The organism is Methanosarcina mazei S-6, from assembly GCF_000970205.1.
GTDB classification, from domain to species: domain Archaea; phylum Halobacteriota; class Methanosarcinia; order Methanosarcinales; family Methanosarcinaceae; genus Methanosarcina; species Methanosarcina mazei.
This window is the reverse complement of the sequence record NZ_CP009512.1, coordinates 319,508-340,643: the sequence shown is the minus strand read 5'-3', so window position 1 is coordinate 340,643 and position 21,136 is coordinate 319,508. Positions and strand designations below refer to the sequence as shown.

The window sequence follows — 21,136 nt, the reverse complement described above, 5'->3', positions numbered from 1 at the left end:
TAAAAATATGTAAACTCGATTCCACATGATCCGGCTCGAAAACGTAAGTTACTGCTATCCTGATGGAACCCCTGCTCTAACAAACATAAATCTGACGATAAGAAAAGGGGAGTACCTGGGGATAATAGGGAGGAACGGGAGCGGCAAATCCACTCTTGCTCTCCACCTTAATGGGCTCCGAAGACCTCAGAAAGGAAAGGTCATTGTAAAGGGCATCGACGCCGGAGACTTTTCAAAGCTTCAGGAGGTCAGGAAAATTGTTGGAATCGTATTTCAAAACCCTGAAACCCAGTTTATTGGCAGGACTGTAGAAGAAGACCTTGCTTTTGGTCCTGAAAACCTCTGCCTCCCCCCGGCGGAAATACGCAAAAGGGTGGATAGAGCCCTTGCAGAAATCAAACTTGAGAAATACAGGCACCATTCCCCAAAGTCCCTGAGTGGAGGGCAGGGTCAGTGCGTGGCTCTTGCAGGGGTCCTTACCATGGAGCCTGAATGTCTTGTTTTTGATGAAGTAACATCCATGCTTGACCCTGATTCCGGAGAAGCTGTCCTCAGGCGCATAAAAAAGCTTCATGAAAAAGGAAAGACCATTGTATATACCACACATAACCTGGAAGAACTTCATGTTGCAGACAGGATCATAGTAATGGACAGGGGGAGAATAGTGCTTGAAGGAGAACCTGAATACGTACTCTCAGATCCTTTACTTAAAGATCTGGGGCTTACTCCACCTTCCCTCATAGAACTTGCAGAGCAGCTGAAAAACCATGGAATCGAAATTTCATGGGAAAATACCTCTTCCCCTTCCAGCTTTGCGGAGGAACTATGCCGATTATTCTTGAAAACATAAGTGTCTTCTACTCCAGAAATACCCCTCTTGAAATTGCAGCCTTAAAAGATGTTAACCTGCGTATTGAAAAAGGGGAATTTGTGGGGATACTTGGAGAAAAAGGTGCAGGGAAATCCACTCTTATAAAGCTGTTTAACGGCCTTCTGCGTCCGGATTCGGGAAGAATAACAGTTAACGGGCTTGACCCCTCTTCAAAAAAGGTTAAAAGCAGGGTAGGGATGGTATTTCAGCAGCCTGCAGACCAGCTCTTTTGCAGGACAGTATATGAAGAAATAGCATTCGGGCCTCTTAATTTCGGATATTCCAGAAAAGAAACTGAAGAAAGGGTTTTTGAAGCCCTTGAAGCCGCATCTCTTGAACGTTCAATGCTGTCCAGAGACCCCCTGAGTCTGAGCGGAGGAGAAATGCAGAGAGTCGCACTTGCAGGAGCCCTTGCACTCAGGCCGGACTACCTTGTGCTTGACGAACCGATAACAGGGCTTGACCCTGCCGGTAAAAAAGAGATTCTGGAGACTCTCAAAAAAATAAAGGGGCAGGGGACGACAATTATAACCGTAACCCATAACCTCAAAGGGTTTTTTCCTCTGCTGGAAAGAATAGTACTCATTAAGGAAGGAAGGATAAGTTTTCAGGGGAGCAGAAAAGAGTACATGGAAACTGAAAATGTTCCTCTTCCTCCTGTGGCTTCCATGATGAGAGAACTTCATTCCAGGGGCATACAGGTAAATCCTGCAGTATTTACTGTTGAGGAAGCCCTTAAAGAGATATTGCGTGTAAAATCAATGATTGAAAAAGAAAAGGCTGAAAAAGAAAGAGCTGAAAAACAGACTAAAAAGTAACCGGAGAAACATACTGAAAAATGTAAAACAGGTGAGAAGAAACAAGGGAGAAAAAAGAGGAGAGAAGAGCATGCAAGAACCTGTTTTCAGTTATGTGCCCGGAGAATCATTTCTGCATAAGCTTGATCCAAGAACAAAACTTGCAGCCGTAATGCTGCTGGGCATCCTGGCTTTCAGGGCGGAAAGCTTTTTAGAAATAGGGACCCTCTTCACTTTTTTTATTGCCCTTGCTTCATTTTCCCGGCTTCCGCTAAAGGTTTTTTTCCGGGCAGTAAGGCCCATGGCTCTGTTTATTATATTCATTTTCCTTGCACAGTTTTTCTTCACGGAAGGACAGGAGCTGGCTTCTTTCTGGGTCCTGCGCCCCACCCTTGAAGGGCTTTATAACGGGATCAGGATTTCTGCAAGGTTTATCCTTCTCCTGCTTTTTGCTGCCCTTATGACAGCAAGCACTGACCCGTCCGCAATCACCTGCGGGATAGAGAGAATGTTGCGCCCTCTGCCTCTCCGCTGGCTGGGTGTGAATTCCTATGAGCTTGCGACAATGATGAACCTCTCAATAGCTTTCCTCCCCCTTCTTTTTGATAGGGTTGAGCGGACAAAAGCTGCCCAGGCTTCAAGAGGTATGTATTTTGGGAAGAACCCATTAAGGTCTGTTCCGGCACTTACAATTCCCCTGATAAGAGGAGTGGTCAGGGATGCGGAAGAACTTTCCCTTGCAATGGAAAGCAGGGGATACCAGGGGACCTGCAGGACTTCGATTCATGAGCTTTTGATGCGGAAAAGAGACAGGCTATCCCTTTTAGTTATGGGGCTTTTTGCAATTATCATGCTGGTGCTCTAAGATACATTTTGATATCTTACATTAAATTTTGATATATCTTATCTTAAAATTCTGCATTTGAGAAGTTTTAAAAAAGGATTAATACATGAACATTTGTTCATATAATCATGCAAAATAAGTGCAAGCGAGTAAGCACTGAACAGATAAAAACCCTGATGCAAAAGGTTCCCGACGCGGAAATCATCACACGGATGTCTGCAATATTTCAGGCGCTCCAATCGGATACCCGCCTGAAAATACTTTTTTTACTCAGACATAAAGAGATGTGCGTCTGTGAACTTGAAGAGGAACTTGAAGTCACACAGTCTGCCGTATCGCATGGGCTCAGGACCCTCAGGCAGCTCGACCTTGTAAGGGTCAGGAGGGAAGGAAAATTTACAGTTTACTATATTGCAGATGAACATGTACGCACACTTATCGAGATGTGCCTTGAGCACGTGGAGGAAAAAGCTTGAGTACTGATATATTCAGTTCCATCCCGGAACTGATTTCGGGCATCCTCATATCTTCATGGGAAATCTTTGTAGAAGCTGCTCCTTACCTTATTTTCGGATTTGCAATCGCAGGCATCCTCAATGTCCTTGTGCCGGATCAGAAAATTGTAGAATATCTTGGAACATCAGCAGGAAAAATCCGTTCCGTAATCAATGCCGCTCTGGCAGGGCTTCCCCTTCCTCTCTGCTCCTGCGGAGTTATCCCGGCAGCAATGTCCATAAGGAAAAGAGGAGCAAACCGGGGTGCGACCCTTTCCTTCCTGATTTCAACTCCTCAGACAGGAATGGACTCTATTTCTATCACGTACGCCCTCCTTGACCCTCTGATGGCTGTTTTTCGCCCGCTTGCGACCCTTGCAACCGCAATCCTTGCAGGGATTGCAGATAACCTGCTGATAGGGGAGGATCCGGAAAAAAGCGGAAAAAGTGAAAATGAGAAAGCCGGAAAGAAAGCTGAAATCCTTGCTGTCTCAACTCTTGTTGGCGTATCAGTAAGCGGAGATAAATGCAGTCCCGTTTCATGCAACTGCGGAACACATGAAGCAACAGAAACGGGAAAAGAGAAACATCCTGACAAGAATACTGTGCCTTTAAAGTCCGGAACTCTGGAATTAAAGTCCGAGACCGGAAGAGAGACTTCACATCTTAAAATTACGCCTGCAATTCATGCTTCTGAAAATAACACCCCTTCATGTGGCTGCGGACACTGTGGAGAGGGGAAAAGAGAACAGTTCTCTGACAAAAGGGTTAAAAAGTCCATAAAAGAAGACATTCTGGAATGCCTGAAATATGCCTTCATAGAACTTCCGGGAGAAATTGCCAAATGGATGCTTATAGGTATTCTGCTTGCAGGAATAATTTCCTACGCTATTCCCGAAACCCTGGTCCAGGAATACCTTGGTGGTGGTTTCAGTTCAATGCTGGTCATGCTTGTAATAGGCATCCCGCTTTACATCTGCGCTACCGCTTCAACTCCTCTTGCAGCAAGCCTGGTAGCCAAAGGGATGAGTCCTGGCACAGCTTTTGTTTTCCTGCTTGCAGGACCTGCAACCAATGCGGCAACCATAACCATGGTCGCCCGGTTTCTGGGGAAACGTTCCGCAGTCCTTTATGTTGGAGTAATCTCACTCTGTGCCATTGGAGCAGGAATCCTTCTTGACTGGCTTTACTTCAAACTGGGAATAAGCGTTACTGCAACCCTTGGAAGTGCAGAAGAAATGCTCCCTGAGAGTATTAAGCTCGGTTTTGCGGTCCTTCTTCTCCCTCTAATGCTGTACGGAATTTTCCGAAGGAACCATGGGCGCGGCTGCACCGAATGTCACTGAAAAAAGAAGCAGAGCAGCAATAACTTAGCAAGGACAGTTAAAGAATTAATAAGTACCAGATAATATAAATCCTCCTAAATAGAATAAACAATATGCAGGAAAATTCAGAATTCCAGGAAAAAAAGGAACCTGAAGAAAGCGATTTCAAATCTCCGGGGGAACTTGAAACTGGTTACACAGAAAAATCCTGGAAAAAGCCTGAGAAAACAATGGAAGAAAAAGGCACGACTATGGATTCGGAATACCAGGAAAGAGAAGAACCAGCTTCAAGCGGATTCAAAGCTCCGGGAGAACATGAAGCAGGATATACAGAGAGATCATGGAAAAAACCCGAAGGAACTATGGAAGAAGATATAGGATCTGGAGGGGAAACCCGAGAAGAGGAAAGCACAGGCTATACAAAGAAGCGCCTGACAAGAAGCAAAAGTGACCGCATGGTTTTTGGAGTCTGCGGAGGGCTCGGAAAATACTTCGGTGTTGACCCAACCCTTATTAGGCTTGGCTTTGCTTTCTTTATCCTGTTGAGCGGAATCGGGCCCGGAATCGTGATATACATTATTATGGCAATAATCATGCCTCAGGAAAATAATGTTAAATGATGTCTGAAATCCTTAAAGCAATAAAGATTAAAGGCAATTAAAGAAAAAAATCGCCTGCAAACAAAGAGAATAACAGGGAGAGATTATACAGGGACAGGGAGAGATTATACAGGGAATTCAGGTCTCTTTAACACCCGACAAATTGTTTTTTAATTTATTTTCATTTATTCGAACTTTCAATCCTGTTTAGAACACTTTTTAATCCTGTTTAGAACACTTTTTAATCCTGTTTTGAACCCTGTGGCTTTAAAAAATGCTTGCTTAAGCATTTCCTTAAGAGACTAATGTCGTGTCACCGATGGAAAGTCTTAAGCGTTATATTGAATGATCTTCATAAGTATCATTCATGATTAAATATACTGTGACACTTACCGAAGATGAACGTAGATCTCTTTGTGAACTTGCTTCAAAGGGAAAACATAACTCTCAACAAATTCTCAATGCTCTGATTTTGCTTAATTGCGATAAAAGTGAATTGAATGTTAGCCATTCAACCAATGAAGAAATCTCACGTGTCCTGAATATTAGTATGAAAAAAATTGACCGTGTTAAGAAGAGATTTGTTGAAGAAGGTCTTGAAGTTGCCCTTAACGGGAAAGAAAGCGAGCGCATTTATACTAAAAAAGTTGATGGTGATCTTGAAGCCCATTTAGTCGCCCTTAGTTGCAGTCAACCCCCTGAAGGTTTTGCAAGATGGTCGTTAAGATTATTAGCCGATAAGGCTGTAGAACTTGGTTATTTCGAGGAAATTTCTCACGAAACAGTACGCCGTACTTTAAAAAAACGAAATCAAACCCTGGCAAAGGAAACAATGGGTAATTCCTCCAGAACAAAACAGTAGCTTTGTTGCGAATATGGAAATGGTTCTGGACGTTTATAAACGTCCGTTTGATCCACGAAATCCTGTTGTGTGTATGGACGAATCCCCAAAACAACTGATTGCAGAAACCCGGATCCCTATCCCCTGCTCAACAGGGAAGCCAGAAAAGTACGATTATGAATACAAGCGAAATGGAATGTGCAATATATTCCTTGCCTGTGAACCGTTGACAGGGAAAAGAATGGTAAAGATCACTGAAAGAAAAACAAAGAGAGATTGGGCTTATTTTCTCGAAGAAATAGAAGTTCAACATGAAAATGCAGATAAAATTACGTTAGTAATGGACAATCTAAACACGCACATACCTGGATCTCTCTACGAAACATTTCCACCACCAAAAGCAAAGGCGCTATGGGACAGATTTGAGTTCGTCTACACGCCAAAACATGGAAGCTGGTTGAACATGGCAGAGATTGAACTGAATGTACTTACAGGTCAATGTTTAAAAAGGAGAATGGATAACATCGAGTTTGTCAGAAAAGAAGTTTTGGCATGGCAAAATTACAGAAACAACAAAAATTCAAAGGTTAAATGGCAATTTACAACAGATGATGCAAGGATAAAATTGTCACGTCTTTATCCGACTATTGAGGATTGACGCGACACTAAGCTATGCAGGAGAAAGCTGCCAAAATATTGAAGGTGAAAACAAAGCGAGAAATAATGAAGGTGAAAACAGAAAGAAGAGGATTTCAGCAGGAGAGATAAGAAAACCGGGAAGAAATTCGAGGTTTATTTGTCAAAGGTAAATTGAAAGAAGAAGAATAAAGCGGGCTCGAAGGGATTTGAACCCCCGACGTCTGGGTTAGAAGCCCAGCGCTATATCCTGGCTAAGCCACGAGCCCTGTTTGCTTTTCTACTGCGGAATACGAAATGAGCCTTCTAAGATAAAAGCCTTTTGTCTGAAAATGTAAATTAGGGCTGTATTAAATCTTAAAATATTTATGTGGAAGCGGAATTGTAATATATAATCAGCATATACCCATTTCACTTGGAGCGTTTTATAAGACTTCCAGTATGGTAACTCTCTCAAAGTTCAGAGTTCTTTTGTGATCTTTGCACAGAGCTTACATACTAATAAAGACTGAAAAAGTAAATTGGGCTATTGGCCTGTAGATTAAAGGCCGTACTGGATCAAAAGCTCCGGTTAAATAATTTACAGGCAAAAAAACCGAGAAGGATGATTTGCAAATGAGTGAGTTACTTATTTATTTAGACGGGAAATTTGTCCCGAAATCCGAAGCCAAAGTTTCGGTTTATGATCACGGTTACCTCTATGGGGACGGTGTGTTCGAAGGAATAAGGGCATATAACGGACGTGTTTTCAAGTTAAAGGAACATGTTGACAGGCTTTTTGACTCAGCAAAAGCAATTGCAATGGACATACCCGTTACAAGAGAAGAGATGACCGAAATAATCCTTGAGACCCTGAGAAAAAATAACCTCAAAGACGCTTACATCCGCCCTATCGTCTCAAGAGGAGTCGGAGATCTCGGGCTTGACCCCCGCAAGTGTGAAAAACCGTGCGTTGTTGTTATCGCCCAGGGATGGGGTGCCATGTACGGCAACCTTTATGAAATCGGGCTTACAGGAGTCAGCGTCTGCGTCCGCAGGAATGCACCTGATGCCCTGTCCCCTAACATCAAGTCCCTGAACTACCTGAATAATATCCTTGCAAAGATAGAAGCAAATGAGAAAGGCGGAGATGAAGCCATATTCCTTGACCAGAACGGCTTTGTGTGCGAAGGTTCTGGAGACAACATCTTTATCGTCAAAAATGATAAGGTCTTTACTCCCCACACAATAAGCAACTTAAAAGGCATCACAAGAGCTACAGCCATTGAGCTTCTGGATGAAATGGGATACAAGGTTATTGAAGCAAACCTCGGCCTTTTTGACCTCTACACGGCAGACGAAATTTTCGTTACCGGGACTGCAGCCGAATCTGCTCCGGTCACCAGGCTCGACGGAAGAATCATCGGTAATGGCAAACCCGGTCCTCTCACAATGAAGATGGTTGAAGCCTTTGACAAAATAACCCGCAGTACAGGCACCCCTATTTATAAATAAAAGAATCAGAATGAAAGAATTTGCTTGAGAAAAGAATAATACTAAAGCAAATGCAAGAATTGCGGGGTTTTTCCCGCTAAAAATCTTTTTTGATCGATTTTATTACTAATTTCTTTATTATCTGCCTTTTTAGCAAAATTGTTTTAATTAATGTAACTATTTTAGTGAATTTATTCGTATAAGACGTATTTAGCCGAGACGTGTTTTAGCTGAAACATATTTTAGTTGAGAGTATTTTAGTTGAGAGTATTTTAGTTGAGAGTATTTTAGTTGAGAGTATTTTAGTTGAGAGTATTTTAGTTGAGAGTATTTTAGTTGAGAGTATTTTAGTTGAGAGTATTTTAGTTGAGAGTATTTTAGTTGAGAGTATTTTAGTTGAGACTTCTAATGTTTAAAGTGTTGACATATGCCGGGAAACGCTATTAAGTTAAAAAACAATCTGAAAACCGATAAGACTCAGGGTTTGATGCTGATGAAACGTAAAGAATTTCGGGAACTCGTCTCTGTAGAAGAAGCACGGAAAATAATAAACAGCCTTAAGGTCACTCCGGAAAAGGAATATCTGGCCCTTGAAAACGCTTATGGAAAAACCCTTGCAGAGGATATAATTACCGAAATTAATGTCCCTCCTTTTCCAAGGGCGGTTATGGACGGTTATGCTGTCAGGGCAGAAGATACCTACGCAGGCAGTGAAAAAGTACCCGTAAAACTTAAACTCCTTGGAAATATCCCGGCAGGATCGGATGAAAAATTCAGGATTTCGGCAGGGGAAGCCGTGGAGATTGCGACAGGTGCCCCGATTCCCGAAGGGGCTGATGCCGTGGTAATGGTCGAGTATACTTATGAAGAAAACGAGACTGTCTCCGTCCTCGGGGCTGTAACTGCAGGGGAAAATATAATGAAAGCAGGTTCGGATATCCGGAAGGGGGAAAGAGTCCTGCGCAGGGGCAGAAAACTCGGCACAAGAGAAATCGGGGTTCTGGCTTCCACAGGCAAAAAAGAAGTCCCCGTACTCAGGCTGCCCATAGGGATAATCTCAACAGGAGACGAACTTGTAAGTCCCGGAGAAAACCTGACTCAGGGAAAAGTGTACGATGCAAACTCTTATACGCTGTATGCAGGCGTTAAGGAATGCGGAGCTTCCCCTCTTCTTTACGGGATTGTGAAAGACGACGAAAACCTGATGGAAAAAGTACTTGAAACTGCAATTTCCGAATGTGCCCTGATCCTTACTTCCGGGAGCACGTCCTCAGGATCAGGGGACGTGATGTACAGGCTAATAGACAGAGCAGGAGAGACCCTTGCCCATGGGGTCAATATAAAACCCGGAAAACCTGTTGTCATCGGCGTCATAAAAAGCGTTCCGATTATAGGGCTTCCGGGGAATCCCACGTCTGCTTTAATGATTTTCAATGAATTTGTGGCTCCTCTGCTTAGAAAATCCCTTGGAGCGGGAGCAGGGACAAGGAAAACGGAAAAAGGAATAATGGGTACTGACCTGCGCTCCGAAGGCAGGCAGCAGCTCCTTCCGGTTGGGATGGTCAGGGGAAGAGTTTATCCTGCAGACCGGGGTTCAGGCGCCATAACCTCCCTTTCCGGAGCAGATGGATTTATAGAAATTCCGCCGAAAACAGAGTTTATAGAGTCCGGGACGCCTGTGGAAGTGACCCTTTTTGGAGAAGTCGAAAAACCGGACCTCCAGATATCAGGAGGTTTCTGTCCAGGGCTTGACGTTCTGGAAGACCTCAGCGGACTAAGGTTCAGGACACTTTATACGGGTTCAAGCGGGGGTTTCAGCGCAATTGCAGCAAAGACGGCAGATATTGCGGGTGTGAACTTACCCTCGAAATCAAAGGGACAGGCAGAAGCTCTGTACAATATTCCGATAATGAAGAATATGGAGCTTTCAGAAGCTGTACTTGTCAGGGGGTACAGGCGGGAAGTCGGGCTTCTTGTCAGGCTGGACAGCACGATTAAGGGACTTGAAGACCTGCCAGGAAAGCATTTAATTAACCGGAACAGAGGGTCCGGGATAAGGGCACTCCTGGATTTGAAAATAGAGGAACTGGCAGGAGAGAAGGAGATTAACAAAAAAGAGTTTACAGACTCGATACACGGATACTCTTCAGGAGCAAAATCCGAAGTTGCAGTCTGCGAAGCGGTTCTTTCAGGAAAAGCTGATGCAGGAGTAGGTTTAAGAAACTGTGCAGAGAAAAATAATGACATAAAATTCATAAAAATTGCGGAAGAGGAATATGATTTTCTGATCAGAAAAGAGGTCCTCGACACCCCTGAAGTCCAAAAATTCCTTCAAACCCTTGGCTCGAAAGAATTTGCCTCAAAACTTCCTGCAGGGCTTCAGGTATGTGAGAGAACAGGAGAGATTATTTATAATGGATAAAGGCATCTGCTATCCATAATTACCAGAAAGATATATCAATAAGGTTTAAATATTATTATACTTATTCAGTGATATAAATATAAATCTACTATGGAATCGGGAATCTAAAGCAAATTTTAAACAGGGAATAAATTAGGAAACCCCTTTTAGCAGCAGTAAGTTTTAATAAATAATTTTATCAATGAAAAATTCCGGGGCAATAAAAGTATTCCATAGGTATATATATTGCATCCAACTATTCAGGATAAAATATCCAGATAACGGATCTGTTTTGGATCAAAAAAGGTTTTTAGAGACCGTTTGGATGCGGTTTCTTTTTCACGAAATATAAAATCACTATAAGATCATTTCTTCAGTCCCGAAATCGGCAGGTTTCAGATGAGCAGCATACAGGAGCAAATACAGGAAGTAGAAGAAGAAATCCGGAAGACCCAGTATAATAAGGCAACTTCCCACCACATAGGCAGGCTGAAAGCCAAGATAGCCCGCATGAGGGATGAAATTGAGAAGAAGTCTTCCTCAAAGGGTGGAGGAGAAGGATACTCGGTCAAAAAATCGGGAGACGGTACCGTAACTCTGGTGGGCTTTCCGTCAGTGGGGAAATCTACGCTTCTGAACAAAGTTACAGGCGCAAAATCAGAGGTAGGAGCATACGAGTTTACCACGCTTACAGTTGTACCCGGAGTGCTTGAACATAAAGGTGCAACAATCCAGTTCCTTGACGTACCCGGACTTGTAAAAGGCGCGTCTTCAGGGCGCGGTCGCGGGAAGGAAGTTATATCGGTCATCCGTAACTCTGATATGGTCATCTTTTTGCTTGATGTTTTCCAGCCAAAACACTATGAAGTGCTTATGGATGAACTTTACCAGGCAGGAATCCGCGTGGATGAAGTGCCTCCTGACGTCAGCATTAAAAGAAAAGACAGGGGCGGCATCGAGATAAACTCAACCATAGAGCTGGACCTCAATGAAGAAACTATAAAAGCCGTGCTTGACGAATACAAAATCCATAATGCTCATGTCCTCATAAGGGAAAATATCACTGTGGACCAGCTTATAGATGTAGTTCTGGGAAACAGGAGTTATGTCCGTTCTTTAATTGCTGTCAACAAAGTGGACCTTGGGTATCCCCAGCTGATAGAAGAATGCCGGAGAATGTACCCTGACGCGATTTTTATCTCAGCCCACGAAGGCACAAATATCGAAACACTCAAGAATGCTATTTACGACCGCCTTGGCTTTATTCGAGTATATCTGAAACCTCAGGGGCAACCGGCAGATATGGAAGAACCCCTTATAGTTATGAGCGGGACGAACATAGGCCAGATCTGCGACAGGCTGCACCGCGATTTCCGCAGGAAGTTCCGCTATGCCCAGATATGGGGCTCGTCTGCAAAACACCCCGGTCAGAGAGTGGGGCTTGAACATGCCATGGAAGACGAAGATATTCTGACGATAATCATTCAAAAATAAACATCGCAGAGTAAAAAGAAAAGGAAAGCGAAGGAAAAAAATTAGTCTTTCGCGTTCCGTTTTTTTATTCAATTTTTCGAGTATAAAATTCCGGTCTTTTGTGGATCAGATATACTCCGATCCGGCAAATTTTCAGACCCACTTATTTGATCCGGGTTTATTTCCAAATCAAATTTTTTTAACCGATTTTTGATTGTTTTAACCATACACTATGAGAGAGCCTCTACTCTTAGAGAACCTTTATAGTTTCGGAATTGCTTGAGAAAACATTTCTCTTCCTGCCATTTCCGGGCTCAATTGAGCTTTTAGCCTCAACTTCTTCCTCGAATTCCGCAGCACATTCAGCCGGGCTTTTTCTTGTGGACTGGCCTGCCTTCGTTTGAAGCACAACCTTGCCGCCCAGCCCGATACCATATCTTTTCTTTGCAGCCCCAATAATTGCCGCAAGCATACCGGAATAAGAGATGTTCGCATAAGCTGCCATTTTGGCAAGGTGACCGTCCCAGCACCATCCAGGGTTGGGGTTTACCTCAAGGAGCCTTGGCCTGCCTTCAGCGTCGAGCCTCCAATCAAAGCGGGCATAATCACGGCATCCCAGCCTTGTAAAGAGAGCAAGGCAGCTCCTTACGACTTCCTTCTGGGTCTTTTCAGGAAGGTCCGCAGGTACGGATTTAATCTTCCAGTAAGAAGAATCCGGGAGCCATTTGGCTTCATACCCGCAAATCTTTGGCAGTTCTCCCGGGACTGCGGAATAATCTTCTTCCGTAATGGGCAGCACGGTGCACGAAGGAGGGTTTCCGATTATACCTACACTGATGTCTTTTCCAGGGAGGAATTCCTCCAGAAGGAGAGGCTTGTCTGACCCTATTTTTTCCCGTGTTTCTTTCATGATGTCAAGAAGTTCCTCTCTGCTGTGGACTATGCTTTTCTGTGTGATCCCGAAACTTGAATCTCCTGAATTGGGTTTTACGAGCAGGGGAAAAGAGAGAGAAAGCCTTGAGATATCAGAATCATCTGTAACGAGAACCCCTTTTGCCACAGGAATCCTCATCTCACGAGCTACTCCCCTTACAAGAGATTTATCATAGCAGTAGGCAAGGCACTGTGGACCTGCGCCGGTGTAAGGGATATTAAGCTGTTCAAACATGGCAGGAACGTGTAATTCTTTTACAGGATCGTTGTAAAAACCTTCATCGCAGAGGTTGAGTACAAGGTCGGTTTTCCCTGCTTTCTTTCTGAGGTCTTCGAAAAGGGTTTCATGTCTGTCAAGGAAAGTGAATTTTATAGAAGGAATTTCAGAAAGAGCCGTCTTCATCCGGTTAATGGTTTCGAAATCATCATCGTCAAATACACAGGCAGGCTTGACCTGGTCTTCTTTCCTTGGATCCCCAAGCACCACAACAACGTTAAGGGGCTTTTTGCTTTCCGCACCGGAAGACTCCATGGAAGGCCAGGCTTTCTCAACAGTGGCTGAAAGCAGAATTCTCTTTTCCATCATTCCTGCGTCCTGAGTGCCTGTCGAGACAGGGCTGAAGGTTGTGTGGAAGGTCGGGCTGCTAAAACCTGATGCCGTAAGCAGTTCAAAAAGGCTTTCCCTGTTGTACAGCCTTTCAGCGTAAAACTGGTCTGCAATTATCCCTCTATCAATACGGCATATAACCTCCCTGCAGATCAACCTTTCACAGTCTGAAGAAAGGGCTCTTTCCCTACATACAAAATACTTCCTGTCCAGCCATTCCCATGATCTTGGCTGGAAATTCTTTCTAATGTGGTCCCCGTCTACAGCGTCAATAAAGACTCTCCCACCTGGCTTCAGTACCCGGAAAACTTCTTCGAGCACTTTTCTGTCCTGCAGAGTGGAATCAAAGTATCCAAAGCTGTTCCCGAGAATGGTAACCACAGAAAAGGTGTCAGATGGATAAGGCAGCTTTCTTGCGTCCCCCTCCCTGAACCTGACCTGCAGGTTTTCCTTTTGAGCCCTTGTCCTTGCTTTTCGGATGAGGTACTGGGATCTGTCATAGCCTTCAACATTTGGAAATCCTCTCCTTGCCAGTTCCAGGACATGCCTGCCCTGTCCGCAGCAAAGGTCAAGAACAGCATCTTCAGGGTTGAGCCCAAGGATAGAAACAACAAGATCAGCTTCTTTCTTTGTAACTTCAATGTCATCCAGAAGATCGGCATCAGTCTTGAGATAGAGAGAATTAAAAAGAGTCTGCCACCAGTCGGACCGGACATGAGTTTCAAGGTCTTCAACAGGCCCGAGGGTTTTCGTCTGTACGGCACCTTTAGCGCGTTTGCGCCTGGAATTAGAATCAATATTATTCTGGGTCATGATAAGATATCTTCCCGAAAAAAATGTATGTGCTTTCAGTATATCAAGTTTATCGGACAGTTAGGGAGATTTATATACTCAAAGGGTCAGCTGGATAGAGCAGTTAAAGGATTAATAGGTATTAAAACAGCATTTCAAGTTAAAACGAATTTCCTTGCTTCATTTAAGTAAATATAATTGCTTTTAAAGTTTAAAGAAATATAAAGTAAATAATAGCATTTAAAAATGAAATTAAAAGCCCTATTTTAGCGAATTCCATAAAAGAGAAAGTTTCACCTTCTTTTTCGGCATTCTGGAGTATAATAACGTTGCTTGCAGCCCCAAGAATCAAAAGATTCCCTGCAATTGTACTTCCGGCAGCGAGCGCCATCAACTGCCCCTGTGAAACACCGCTCCCCATTGCAGGGAGGTAGAGCGCAACAAAGGGAACATTAGAAATAAGCTGGCTGAGTCCTATGCTGAGTGCAAGGATAGTGGGAACTGAGCCTAACTGCGGAGACATTCTGTACAGGAGTCCCTGACAGGTTCCGGAAATCCAGACGCTTTCCATGAGCACGAACATGGAAACAAAGAAGACCAGGGTTGCCCAGTCAATATTTTTTACAACTTCAGTCCGCCTTTTGCTGAGCAGTATGGGAGAAGCCGAGAAAAGGGCAATCCAGCTCAAACTGAAATCCCAGGCAGGCAAGAACTCTACGAGAAGAATTTTACATGTAATAAGAGCCAGCAGAAGGAAAAGAGCCTTTTTTGATATTTCCGCAAGTTCGGGATCTGAAATAAGCTCGTCGGTGTGTATCAGAGCTGGTTTCCCAAATTCGCTGCTGAAAAAGAGTTTAAGAACGGCATAAACAAGCACAAGATTTATCATAGTAGGTACGGCCAGGGAGCTTAAAAATACCACAAAGGGGGAGTCAAGATTTCCGTCAATTGCGATCAGGAGGTTCTGGGGGTTTCCTATAGGGCTCATGACGCTCCCGGTGGTTATCCCGAAAGCCAGGGCAAAGAGCATGAGTTTGGGAGACACGCCGTATTTCCTTGAAAAACGCAAAACCAGCGGGGTACCCATTATAGCAAGGGTGTCATTCATAAGGACTGCGGAGAGAAGACCTGTGGAGAAGATTACCAGTAAAACGAGCTGGTCCGTATTTTTTGCCCTTGAAACAATCCGGCCTCCTATCCAGGCAAGATATCCGCTCCTGTTAAGTGCTTCCCCCACACAAAAGGCCCCGAAAAGAAAAAGGAGCACATCTATGTTTATTGCCCTGAGAGCTTCCTGAGGTGAAATTTCCCCGAGAAGCAGCACAGAAATGGCTCCAAGGGTCATGACCTGCCAGATCTGCAACCTTAAAGACCCGACCTGCCTGAGAGCGGTAAGCAGAAGGACACAGAGAAGGACGAGTACAGAAAGGTCGGGCGAAGATACAAAAGAATATACAAAAGAGTCAGCTACCATAAATCCCGCAAGCCTGTTAACATACATTCCAGAGTTCTATTAACATAAACTTTGGGAGTGATACATGTACAAGTATAAAATCCCTGCGCTTGTAGAGGAGAACAGAAAGAAAAGATCAGCGAAAATAGACATAAGGAATGTCAGACTCGAAATGTTTAAAATAAACTGAATAATATTTCAAGGTATGACAATTTACTTTCCTTTTTCTGTGACTATTCGGAAAGAAGAGAACACCTATATTTCAATCTGCCCGGAGGCGGATATTGTCTGTAGAGGGGAAAGTATCGAAGAAGCGGTTACAAACCTGAAAAAAGAAGTTGAACAATTCCTGGGGGAAGAACTGCCCAGGGGATTTTCGAAAATTGTATATTACTAAGAAATTTTTTTACTAAGAAACGTTTTGTCATCTGGCTCAAAATTCCCCGGGTTCTGAAAAATAGCGCTTATAAAATACAGAATCCCATTTTAAGCTTGAAGCGGATAATTTAGAAAGAAAAGTCTACTGGAAAAAAATCACCACATATCCAGAAAAAAGTATTAAAAATATCCAGGGAAAAGAAGATGCTCGTGGGCTTTGAAAAAAATGAAATGTCCCCGGTTTTCCAGGGTATATGAAGAAAAATGTATTTTACTCGATTGTTTCTATTTTTTCTTTCTTAACAAAAGGTTTGCTGATTTTATCCGGCATCCATTCAGGCTTGTTTTTCGGAGCTGCGACAACCTGCTTCCATGCCTTGAAAACGTGAATCTTCTTTGTCCCGCGCTCTCTTAGACGGATAATATCTGGTTTTGATTTTGTTCCTTTACCTCTGTTTGCAGCTTTCAAAGCAGCCTGACGAGGCTGTTTTCCAGTGAAAACTCCATGTTCCGTGCCATCTACATCTCGCAAAACAAAATTTCGTGTGTCAGCCATAAAGGTCATCTCTCAAAGTATATTATTAGAGAGTGATTAAGTTGAAAGTATATATAATTTTCTTATAATGTGGTCAATAGTTGTTGCTTTCTTTAAGGTATAACCTTTAGTCATACTGCCATGAGAAGAGAATATACGGAACAGAAGGCTTTATGCAGTACAAATTGACAGATACAGGGGACCAACTGCGAAATATTTAACATAATCCCGAAGTATTACAAATTATGACAGAAACGTTTACTTTAACTGCGAAGGTGCAGAAAAAGGGTGACTGGTACATATCCTCATGCCTGGAACTGGACATATCAAGCCAGGGAAAAACGATTGAAGAAGCAGTGTCAAATCTAAAGGAAGCAGTTGAGCTCTATATTGAAATAGAAGGGATTGACCTTCCGGTCAAGCGTCCTTTTTTGACTAAATTTAAAGTAAAGGGAAAAAAAACCGAAGATAAAAAAACCGAAGATAAAAAACCGAAGTAAAAAGTGTTGTAAGAAGAAGCTTAGAGGCACTATTGCCCTTTAGTTACTATGTCCCCCAACATAGCAAGCCCCGAAGATATGCTCCCCCAAGCATATTGAATCAGAAGCATGATCAATTGCCCCCAAGCAGTTCCATTTTAATACCCGTCTCACTTCCCAACTCCACAAATATAACATTATATCATTACTATTTCAAATTAATTACTCCAAATTTTTCATTCAGAAAAAAATTAATTCCATATTGAAAACTTCAAAAGAAGATTACAGATAGGAGATTAAAGATATAAGGAAAGTGAATTACCACCGGGCTAAGGACTCAGGGGTTTTACGTTTATTGATATAAAAGATAAGGAAATAAAAAATCAGGGGAAAGGACAAAAATAAGATAGAGAAAGCGAAAAGGAAAATCAAAGAAGGAATTAATCAGAGACAGAGTAAGAAAAATCCCGAAAGCATTTGTTCCGGCTGTAGTCCTCGATACATTTGTTCCAGAGATATGCGCCCCCGAGCATAAGTCAAGAACAGGTCAAGAACAGGATCAAAGCTTTCGAGAGATTCTCAATTCCTGTACTTATTCACATCCATTACTCATTCGTTCGATCTGTTCACTCCCGGTTGCAAATATATAATTAACTCTTGATTATTTTAAATTAATTATATTAAAAATTGTTTCGCAGCGAAATATATTTTATTATGAAACAATTCAGCGCCTGAAAAGGATTCAATATTAAATATTATTGCAATACCATTACTTTCTGAGAAAAAAGGCAAATTAAAAGAATAGCGGATGAATATATTGCTTTTTCAACTCAGAGGTTACTTCTCCTGAAAGCAGAGATTGAAAAAGTTAGTGAAAAGGTTAGTGAAAAAGAGTAAAAAGGTTGTAAAAAAAGCCCGGATGCCGCATAAGTTTCTGCATCCCCCAACACAGCCTCTTCAAATTATGCTCCCCCAAGCATATTGATTCAAAGAGAATACCAGCGGCTCCAGGCAGTTTTTTGGTGGCAGATTACATTGGTTTATCCTGTATTGCTTCCCAACTGCAACATATAATTATAACGTAAGTTATTTTAAATTAATTATGTTAAAAATTGTCCTACAGCAAATTATATTATTGCATTAAAAGTTTTAAAGTAAGAATAAAATATGCGGCATTTGTAATTTTTAATTAAAAAACGTAGCAAAAAGTATTCTGTTGGAATTAGATAATATTCTGTTGGAATTAGATAATAAAGAAATAATTTTGAAACAACATAAAAACGGAACAATACGGGATATAATTAACTGAAAATTAATTGATTACAAATTAGAACCAATAAAATGCTTAGACCAATAAAATGCTTAAACCAATAAATGTTTAGAACCAGTAGAATGCTTAATACAAGAAGAAGCCCGGTGCCACCGTGATCCTTTGCCGTATTCCCCAACCAGCCGCCCTGAACAATGCTCCCATCAAACATGTTCCAGAGCAGGACCCGATAACTCCGGGCAATTATTTTACAATCCGCTAACACTTCTCTATTCGACCATACCTTTCATTTCCAGCTCCATAATATACTAATAATGTAAAATACTTTAAATTAATTATACAAAAAATTTTTTTGAAACAAAAAAGATTGCTATATGAAAAATTTCAACGCCAGTATATGATTTTTAATATGATTGATATTTTACAGGAAATTCACAAAAAAGTCCCGAGATGGCACAAAAATTAAGTACATGAATTAAGCTATAAGTAAAAGCTTTCATGCGCAGTCCTGTAGGGTAGTGGTCAATCCTTCGGGCCTTTGGAGCCCGGGACAGCGGTTCGAATCCGCTCAGGACTATACTATTTTTCCAGTTAGGGATTAAAAAAATCTATAAAAAATCCTTTTTTTCAGTTCATCCAGTGTCTTCCGATCTATTCCTGCATGTACACTTAGAAAAGATACTCTGGAAAGGTTTGAGAAATCTCAATTATATAAATGAAAAGTGACTATATATCTCAAGAGATATAATATAAAAATCTCGAGTCTGATTTTCAGTTTGATGCCTTCTCCTGTTCAAGAGTTCTTATATTTCAATTCAAACATCAGGATCTTTCCGGGGGTGAAAGAATTAGTTCTTTGATATCCGAAGATGCAGGACCAGAAGAGCTTGAAGCAATAGCCGTAGCAGTACATTCTCTTGTAGGGCTCCCGACCACTATCCGCAGTTTAAAGCGGAAAGGGCTTCGCCTGGAAAACGGAAAAATAATTGATAGAGACTATACGGGACCTGTACTCGAAGAGGTACTCAGGACCGGTAAAACTGTGCGTGGAGTCCCAAAGGGAGGTACGTACCTTGGCAGGAATGTAGCCGTTTCCCCTATTTTCTCCGAAGATGGAAAAGTTGTTGCAGCAATAGGAATTGTGGATTTGCTCTCTGTCCTCAAGATGCAGGAAACAATCCGGACTGTGGTAAATAACAGCCCTGCTGTTGTTTTTCTATGGAGAAATGAAGAAAAGTGGCCTGCAGAATTCGTTTCGGAAAATGTTGTTAAGTTTGGATATACAGTTGAGGACTTTATTTCCGGCAATTTCCTTTACGGGGATATCATCCATCCTGAAGACAGGAACAGAGTGAAAGAGGAACTTAAAACACGAATACGCAGAGGGGAAGTTGACTTCAATACGGGATACAGGATATTCACAAAAGCCGGAGACGTGCGCTGGGTTAATGAAAGGGCATTTATTCAGAGGAACAGAGAAGGCGAGATAACTCACATTCAGGGGCTTGTGCTTGATATAACTGAAGACAAAGAAAAAGAAGAAGCGCTCAGTAAATCGATTGAAATGCAGAGCATGCTGAGAACCATAATCAACAACAGCCAGGCTATAGCTTTTTTATGGGAGAACAAAGAGAACCTGCCTGCAGAATATGTTTCAGAGAATGTGACCCAGTTAGGGTATAAGGTAGAAGATTTCATATCAGGAAAGGTGCTGTACGGGGATATAATACATAAAGATGACATTAATAAGGTTAATGAAACCCTTAAACGCAGCATCGCTGAGGGGCAGGGTTCTTTCGGCATTGAATACAGGATTTATACAGGAGAGGGAAGAATGCTCTGGGTAGAAGAAAGAGTCTTTGTCCAGAGGGACGAAGAAGGCAGAGCAACTCATCTTCAGGGCCTGGTTGTGGATATTACCGAAAGAAAAGAAGCCCAGAAAATGCTTGAAATACAGAGGGAACTTGGAGCAAAACTTAACACGACATGGAATCTCCATGCCATTCTTAATATGGTACTTGATGCCTGCCTGCAAATAAACGGGATAGATGCCGGAGGCGTATATATCAGGGATGAACTCCTGGACCAGATAAACCTTGTTCAATCCCGCGGCATCTCTCCAGAATTCAAAGAAAAAGTTTCCAGGTTTAAAGCAGACTCAAATGAAGCAAAACAGGTCTGGGCTGAAAAACCTATCTATTCAATGGATTTTTACTCGGATAAAATGGCTGAAGCTGCAAGAAAAGAGGGGATAAAAGCAGTTGCGGTAATTCCTTTAAAATATAGCAACGAAATCATAGGCAGCCTGAACTTTGCTTCCCATACTCTGGATAAGATTCCATGGAATATCCGCAACTTCCTTGAGAGCATTGCCCTCCAGGTGGTAAGCCATATAGCCCCGGTATGTATCCAGGCAGACCTGTCCTGAACTACCTGCTGAACCTGAAATTTTAACCGGGTTTCCAGCTCCCTTAAACCGAATAGAGCCCGGTGAGCATAAAAGTGAACAGTATACCAGTAAAAAGCGAACAATATACCAGTAAAAAGCGAACAATATACCAGTAAAAAGTAAGCAGTATACCAGTAAAAAGTAAGCAGTATACCAGTAAAAAGTAAGCAGTATACCAGTAAAAAGTAAGCAGTATACCAGTAAAAAGTAAGCAGTATACCAGTAAAAAGCAAACAATATACCAGTAAAAAGTGAGCAGTACAACAGTAAAAAGTAAGCAGTATACCAGCAGGCAGTAAAAGATAACAGTTGTTATCCAGATAACCAGGTCTAAATAATAAAATTAAAACTCTTTTTTTAAATCAGCTATGAACTCCGTTTAAGGATTGTTTCCGGGTTAGCTGAATACAGGATATTTTTGAATTAACCCTCGGGTGGATTTTTAATCTGGCCATGTCCTGTGAAAGCCTGAATACTGGTCGTGCA

At 42.2% G+C, this 21,136-nt stretch carries 16 protein-coding genes and 2 tRNA genes; 14 read left to right on the top strand and 4 right to left on the bottom strand.

What is annotated here, in order from left to right; translation table 11 throughout:
* Positions 1–25 precede the first annotated feature (25 nt).
* The 7 genes from MSMAS_RS01390 to MSMAS_RS17970 all read left to right on the top strand — a co-directional run bounded on the left by MSMAS_RS01390 (position 26) and on the right by MSMAS_RS17970 (position 6,429).
* Positions 26–850, top strand: coding sequence for an energy-coupling factor transporter ATPase (locus MSMAS_RS01390; RefSeq protein ID WP_048036320.1), 825 nt, complete (start codon positions 26–28; stop codon positions 848–850).
* The gene (locus MSMAS_RS01385) at positions 826–1,689 is read left to right on the top strand and encodes an ATP-binding cassette domain-containing protein (protein ID WP_048039642.1); all 864 of its coding nucleotides are present in this window, start codon (positions 826–828) and stop codon (positions 1,687–1,689) included. Before MSMAS_RS01390 ends, MSMAS_RS01385 begins: the two co-directional genes overlap by 25 nt.
* A gap of 70 nt (positions 1,690–1,759) precedes the next feature.
* Complete coding sequence (locus tag MSMAS_RS01380) at positions 1,760–2,533, top strand: energy-coupling factor transporter transmembrane component T family protein (RefSeq protein ID WP_011032988.1); 774 nt, start codon at positions 1,760–1,762, stop codon at positions 2,531–2,533.
* A 107-nt stretch (positions 2,534–2,640) separates the two neighbouring features.
* Complete coding sequence (locus MSMAS_RS01375; RefSeq protein WP_011032989.1) at positions 2,641–2,988, top strand: ArsR/SmtB family transcription factor; 348 nt, start codon at positions 2,641–2,643, stop codon at positions 2,986–2,988.
* On the top strand, positions 2,985–4,352 hold the full coding sequence (locus tag MSMAS_RS01370; protein WP_011032990.1) for an SO_0444 family Cu/Zn efflux transporter: 1,368 nt from the start codon (positions 2,985–2,987) through the stop codon (positions 4,350–4,352). Before MSMAS_RS01375 ends, MSMAS_RS01370 begins: the two co-directional genes overlap by 4 nt.
* A 92-nt stretch (positions 4,353–4,444) precedes the next feature.
* Positions 4,445–4,951 carry a PspC domain-containing protein gene (locus MSMAS_RS19845; protein ID WP_011032991.1) on the top strand — a complete coding sequence of 169 codons (507 nt, stop codon included), beginning with the start codon at positions 4,445–4,447 and terminating at the stop codon, positions 4,949–4,951.
* Positions 4,952–5,297: 346 nt separating this feature from the next.
* Positions 5,298–6,429, top strand: a protein-coding gene (locus tag MSMAS_RS17970; protein ID WP_155395322.1) for an IS630-like element ISMma9 family transposase whose coding sequence is annotated in 2 segments (ribosomal slippage) — positions 5,298–5,731 and positions 5,730–6,429 — 1,134 coding nt in all. Because the reading frame shifts where the segments join, the coding sequence is not laid out codon by codon here.
* Between the two features lie 172 nt (positions 6,430–6,601).
* Here MSMAS_RS17970 and MSMAS_RS01350 read toward each other — a convergent pair.
* Positions 6,602–6,676, bottom strand: a tRNA-Arg gene (locus MSMAS_RS01350).
* A 346-nt stretch (positions 6,677–7,022) separates the two neighbouring features.
* Between MSMAS_RS01350 and ilvE the strand changes: the two genes are divergently transcribed.
* The 3 genes from ilvE (at position 7,023) to MSMAS_RS01335 (ending at position 11,775) form a co-directional block, all read left to right on the top strand.
* Positions 7,023–7,901 (top strand): branched-chain-amino-acid transaminase, encoded by an 879-nt coding sequence (gene ilvE, locus MSMAS_RS01345; protein ID WP_015411527.1) that lies wholly within the window; start codon positions 7,023–7,025, stop codon positions 7,899–7,901.
* Positions 7,902–8,373: 472 nt separating this feature from the next.
* Positions 8,374–10,302: a molybdopterin biosynthesis protein gene (locus MSMAS_RS01340; RefSeq protein ID WP_048046000.1), complete on the top strand. Its 1,929-nt coding sequence runs from the start codon at positions 8,374–8,376 to the stop codon at positions 10,300–10,302.
* Positions 10,303–10,680: 378 nt separating this feature from the next.
* On the top strand, positions 10,681–11,775 hold the full coding sequence (locus tag MSMAS_RS01335; RefSeq protein WP_011032996.1) for an OBG GTPase family GTP-binding protein: 1,095 nt from the start codon (positions 10,681–10,683) through the stop codon (positions 11,773–11,775).
* Positions 11,776–12,004: 229 nt separating this feature from the next.
* Here MSMAS_RS01335 and MSMAS_RS01330 read toward each other — a convergent pair whose 3' ends face one another.
* A complete protein-coding gene (locus MSMAS_RS01330) occupies positions 12,005–14,107 on the bottom strand; it encodes a methyltransferase domain-containing protein (RefSeq protein ID WP_011032997.1) in 2,103 nt (700 codons plus the stop codon).
* Positions 14,108–14,297: 190 nt separating this feature from the next.
* Positions 14,298–15,560, bottom strand: coding sequence for an anion transporter (locus MSMAS_RS01325; RefSeq protein WP_048046287.1), 1,263 nt, complete (start codon positions 15,558–15,560; stop codon positions 14,298–14,300).
* Positions 15,561–15,744: 184 nt separating this feature from the next.
* Between MSMAS_RS01325 and MSMAS_RS01320 the strand changes: the two genes are divergently transcribed.
* Positions 15,745–15,936, top strand: coding sequence for a hypothetical protein (locus MSMAS_RS01320; protein ID WP_048036659.1), 192 nt, complete (start codon positions 15,745–15,747; stop codon positions 15,934–15,936).
* A 252-nt stretch (positions 15,937–16,188) separates the two neighbouring features.
* Here the strand turns inward: MSMAS_RS01320 and MSMAS_RS01315 are convergent, their stop codons facing one another.
* On the bottom strand, positions 16,189–16,473 hold the full coding sequence (locus tag MSMAS_RS01315; RefSeq protein WP_011033000.1) for a non-histone chromosomal MC1 family protein: 285 nt from the start codon (positions 16,471–16,473) through the stop codon (positions 16,189–16,191).
* Positions 16,474–16,697: 224 nt separating this feature from the next.
* Here MSMAS_RS01315 and MSMAS_RS01310 point away from each other — a divergent pair, with 224 nt between their 5' ends.
* The 3 genes from MSMAS_RS01310 (at position 16,698) to MSMAS_RS01295 (ending at position 20,629) form a co-directional block, all read left to right on the top strand.
* Complete coding sequence (locus MSMAS_RS01310; RefSeq protein ID WP_011033001.1) at positions 16,698–16,952, top strand: type II toxin-antitoxin system HicB family antitoxin; 255 nt, start codon at positions 16,698–16,700, stop codon at positions 16,950–16,952.
* A gap of 1,753 nt (positions 16,953–18,705) precedes the next feature.
* Positions 18,706–18,778: transfer RNA gene (locus MSMAS_RS01300), tRNA-Gln, on the top strand.
* Positions 18,779–19,057: 279 nt separating this feature from the next.
* Positions 19,058–20,629 carry a PAS domain-containing protein gene (locus tag MSMAS_RS01295; protein WP_011033002.1) on the top strand — a complete coding sequence of 524 codons (1,572 nt, stop codon included), beginning with the start codon at positions 19,058–19,060 and terminating at the stop codon, positions 20,627–20,629.
* Positions 20,630–21,136 lie beyond the last annotated feature (507 nt).

Excerpts from the sequence above, each read along its gene's own strand:
- MSMAS_RS01390 (WP_048036320.1), top strand. The coding sequence starts at position 26 with ATGATCCGGCTCGAAAACGTAAGTTACTGCTATCCTGATGGAACCCCT.
- MSMAS_RS01385 (WP_048039642.1), top strand. The coding sequence starts at position 826 with ATGCCGATTATTCTTGAAAACATAAGTGTCTTCTACTCCAGAAATACC.
- MSMAS_RS01380 (WP_011032988.1), top strand. The coding sequence starts at position 1,760 with ATGCAAGAACCTGTTTTCAGTTATGTGCCCGGAGAATCATTTCTGCAT.
- MSMAS_RS01375 (WP_011032989.1), top strand. The coding sequence starts at position 2,641 with ATGCAAAATAAGTGCAAGCGAGTAAGCACTGAACAGATAAAAACCCTG.
- MSMAS_RS19845 (WP_011032991.1), top strand. The coding sequence starts at position 4,445 with ATGCAGGAAAATTCAGAATTCCAGGAAAAAAAGGAACCTGAAGAAAGC.
- ilvE (WP_015411527.1), top strand. The coding sequence starts at position 7,023 with ATGAGTGAGTTACTTATTTATTTAGACGGGAAATTTGTCCCGAAATCC.
- MSMAS_RS01340 (WP_048046000.1), top strand. The coding sequence starts at position 8,374 with ATGAAACGTAAAGAATTTCGGGAACTCGTCTCTGTAGAAGAAGCACGG.
- MSMAS_RS01335 (WP_011032996.1), top strand. The coding sequence starts at position 10,681 with ATGAGCAGCATACAGGAGCAAATACAGGAAGTAGAAGAAGAAATCCGG.
- MSMAS_RS01330 (WP_011032997.1), bottom strand. The coding sequence starts at position 14,107 with ATGACCCAGAATAATATTGATTCTAATTCCAGGCGCAAACGCGCTAAA.
- MSMAS_RS01325 (WP_048046287.1), bottom strand. The coding sequence starts at position 15,560 with ATGGTAGCTGACTCTTTTGTATATTCTTTTGTATCTTCGCCCGACCTT.
- MSMAS_RS01320 (WP_048036659.1), top strand. The coding sequence starts at position 15,745 with ATGACAATTTACTTTCCTTTTTCTGTGACTATTCGGAAAGAAGAGAAC.
- MSMAS_RS01315 (WP_011033000.1), bottom strand. The coding sequence starts at position 16,473 with ATGGCTGACACACGAAATTTTGTTTTGCGAGATGTAGATGGCACGGAA.
- MSMAS_RS01310 (WP_011033001.1), top strand. The coding sequence starts at position 16,698 with ATGACAGAAACGTTTACTTTAACTGCGAAGGTGCAGAAAAAGGGTGAC.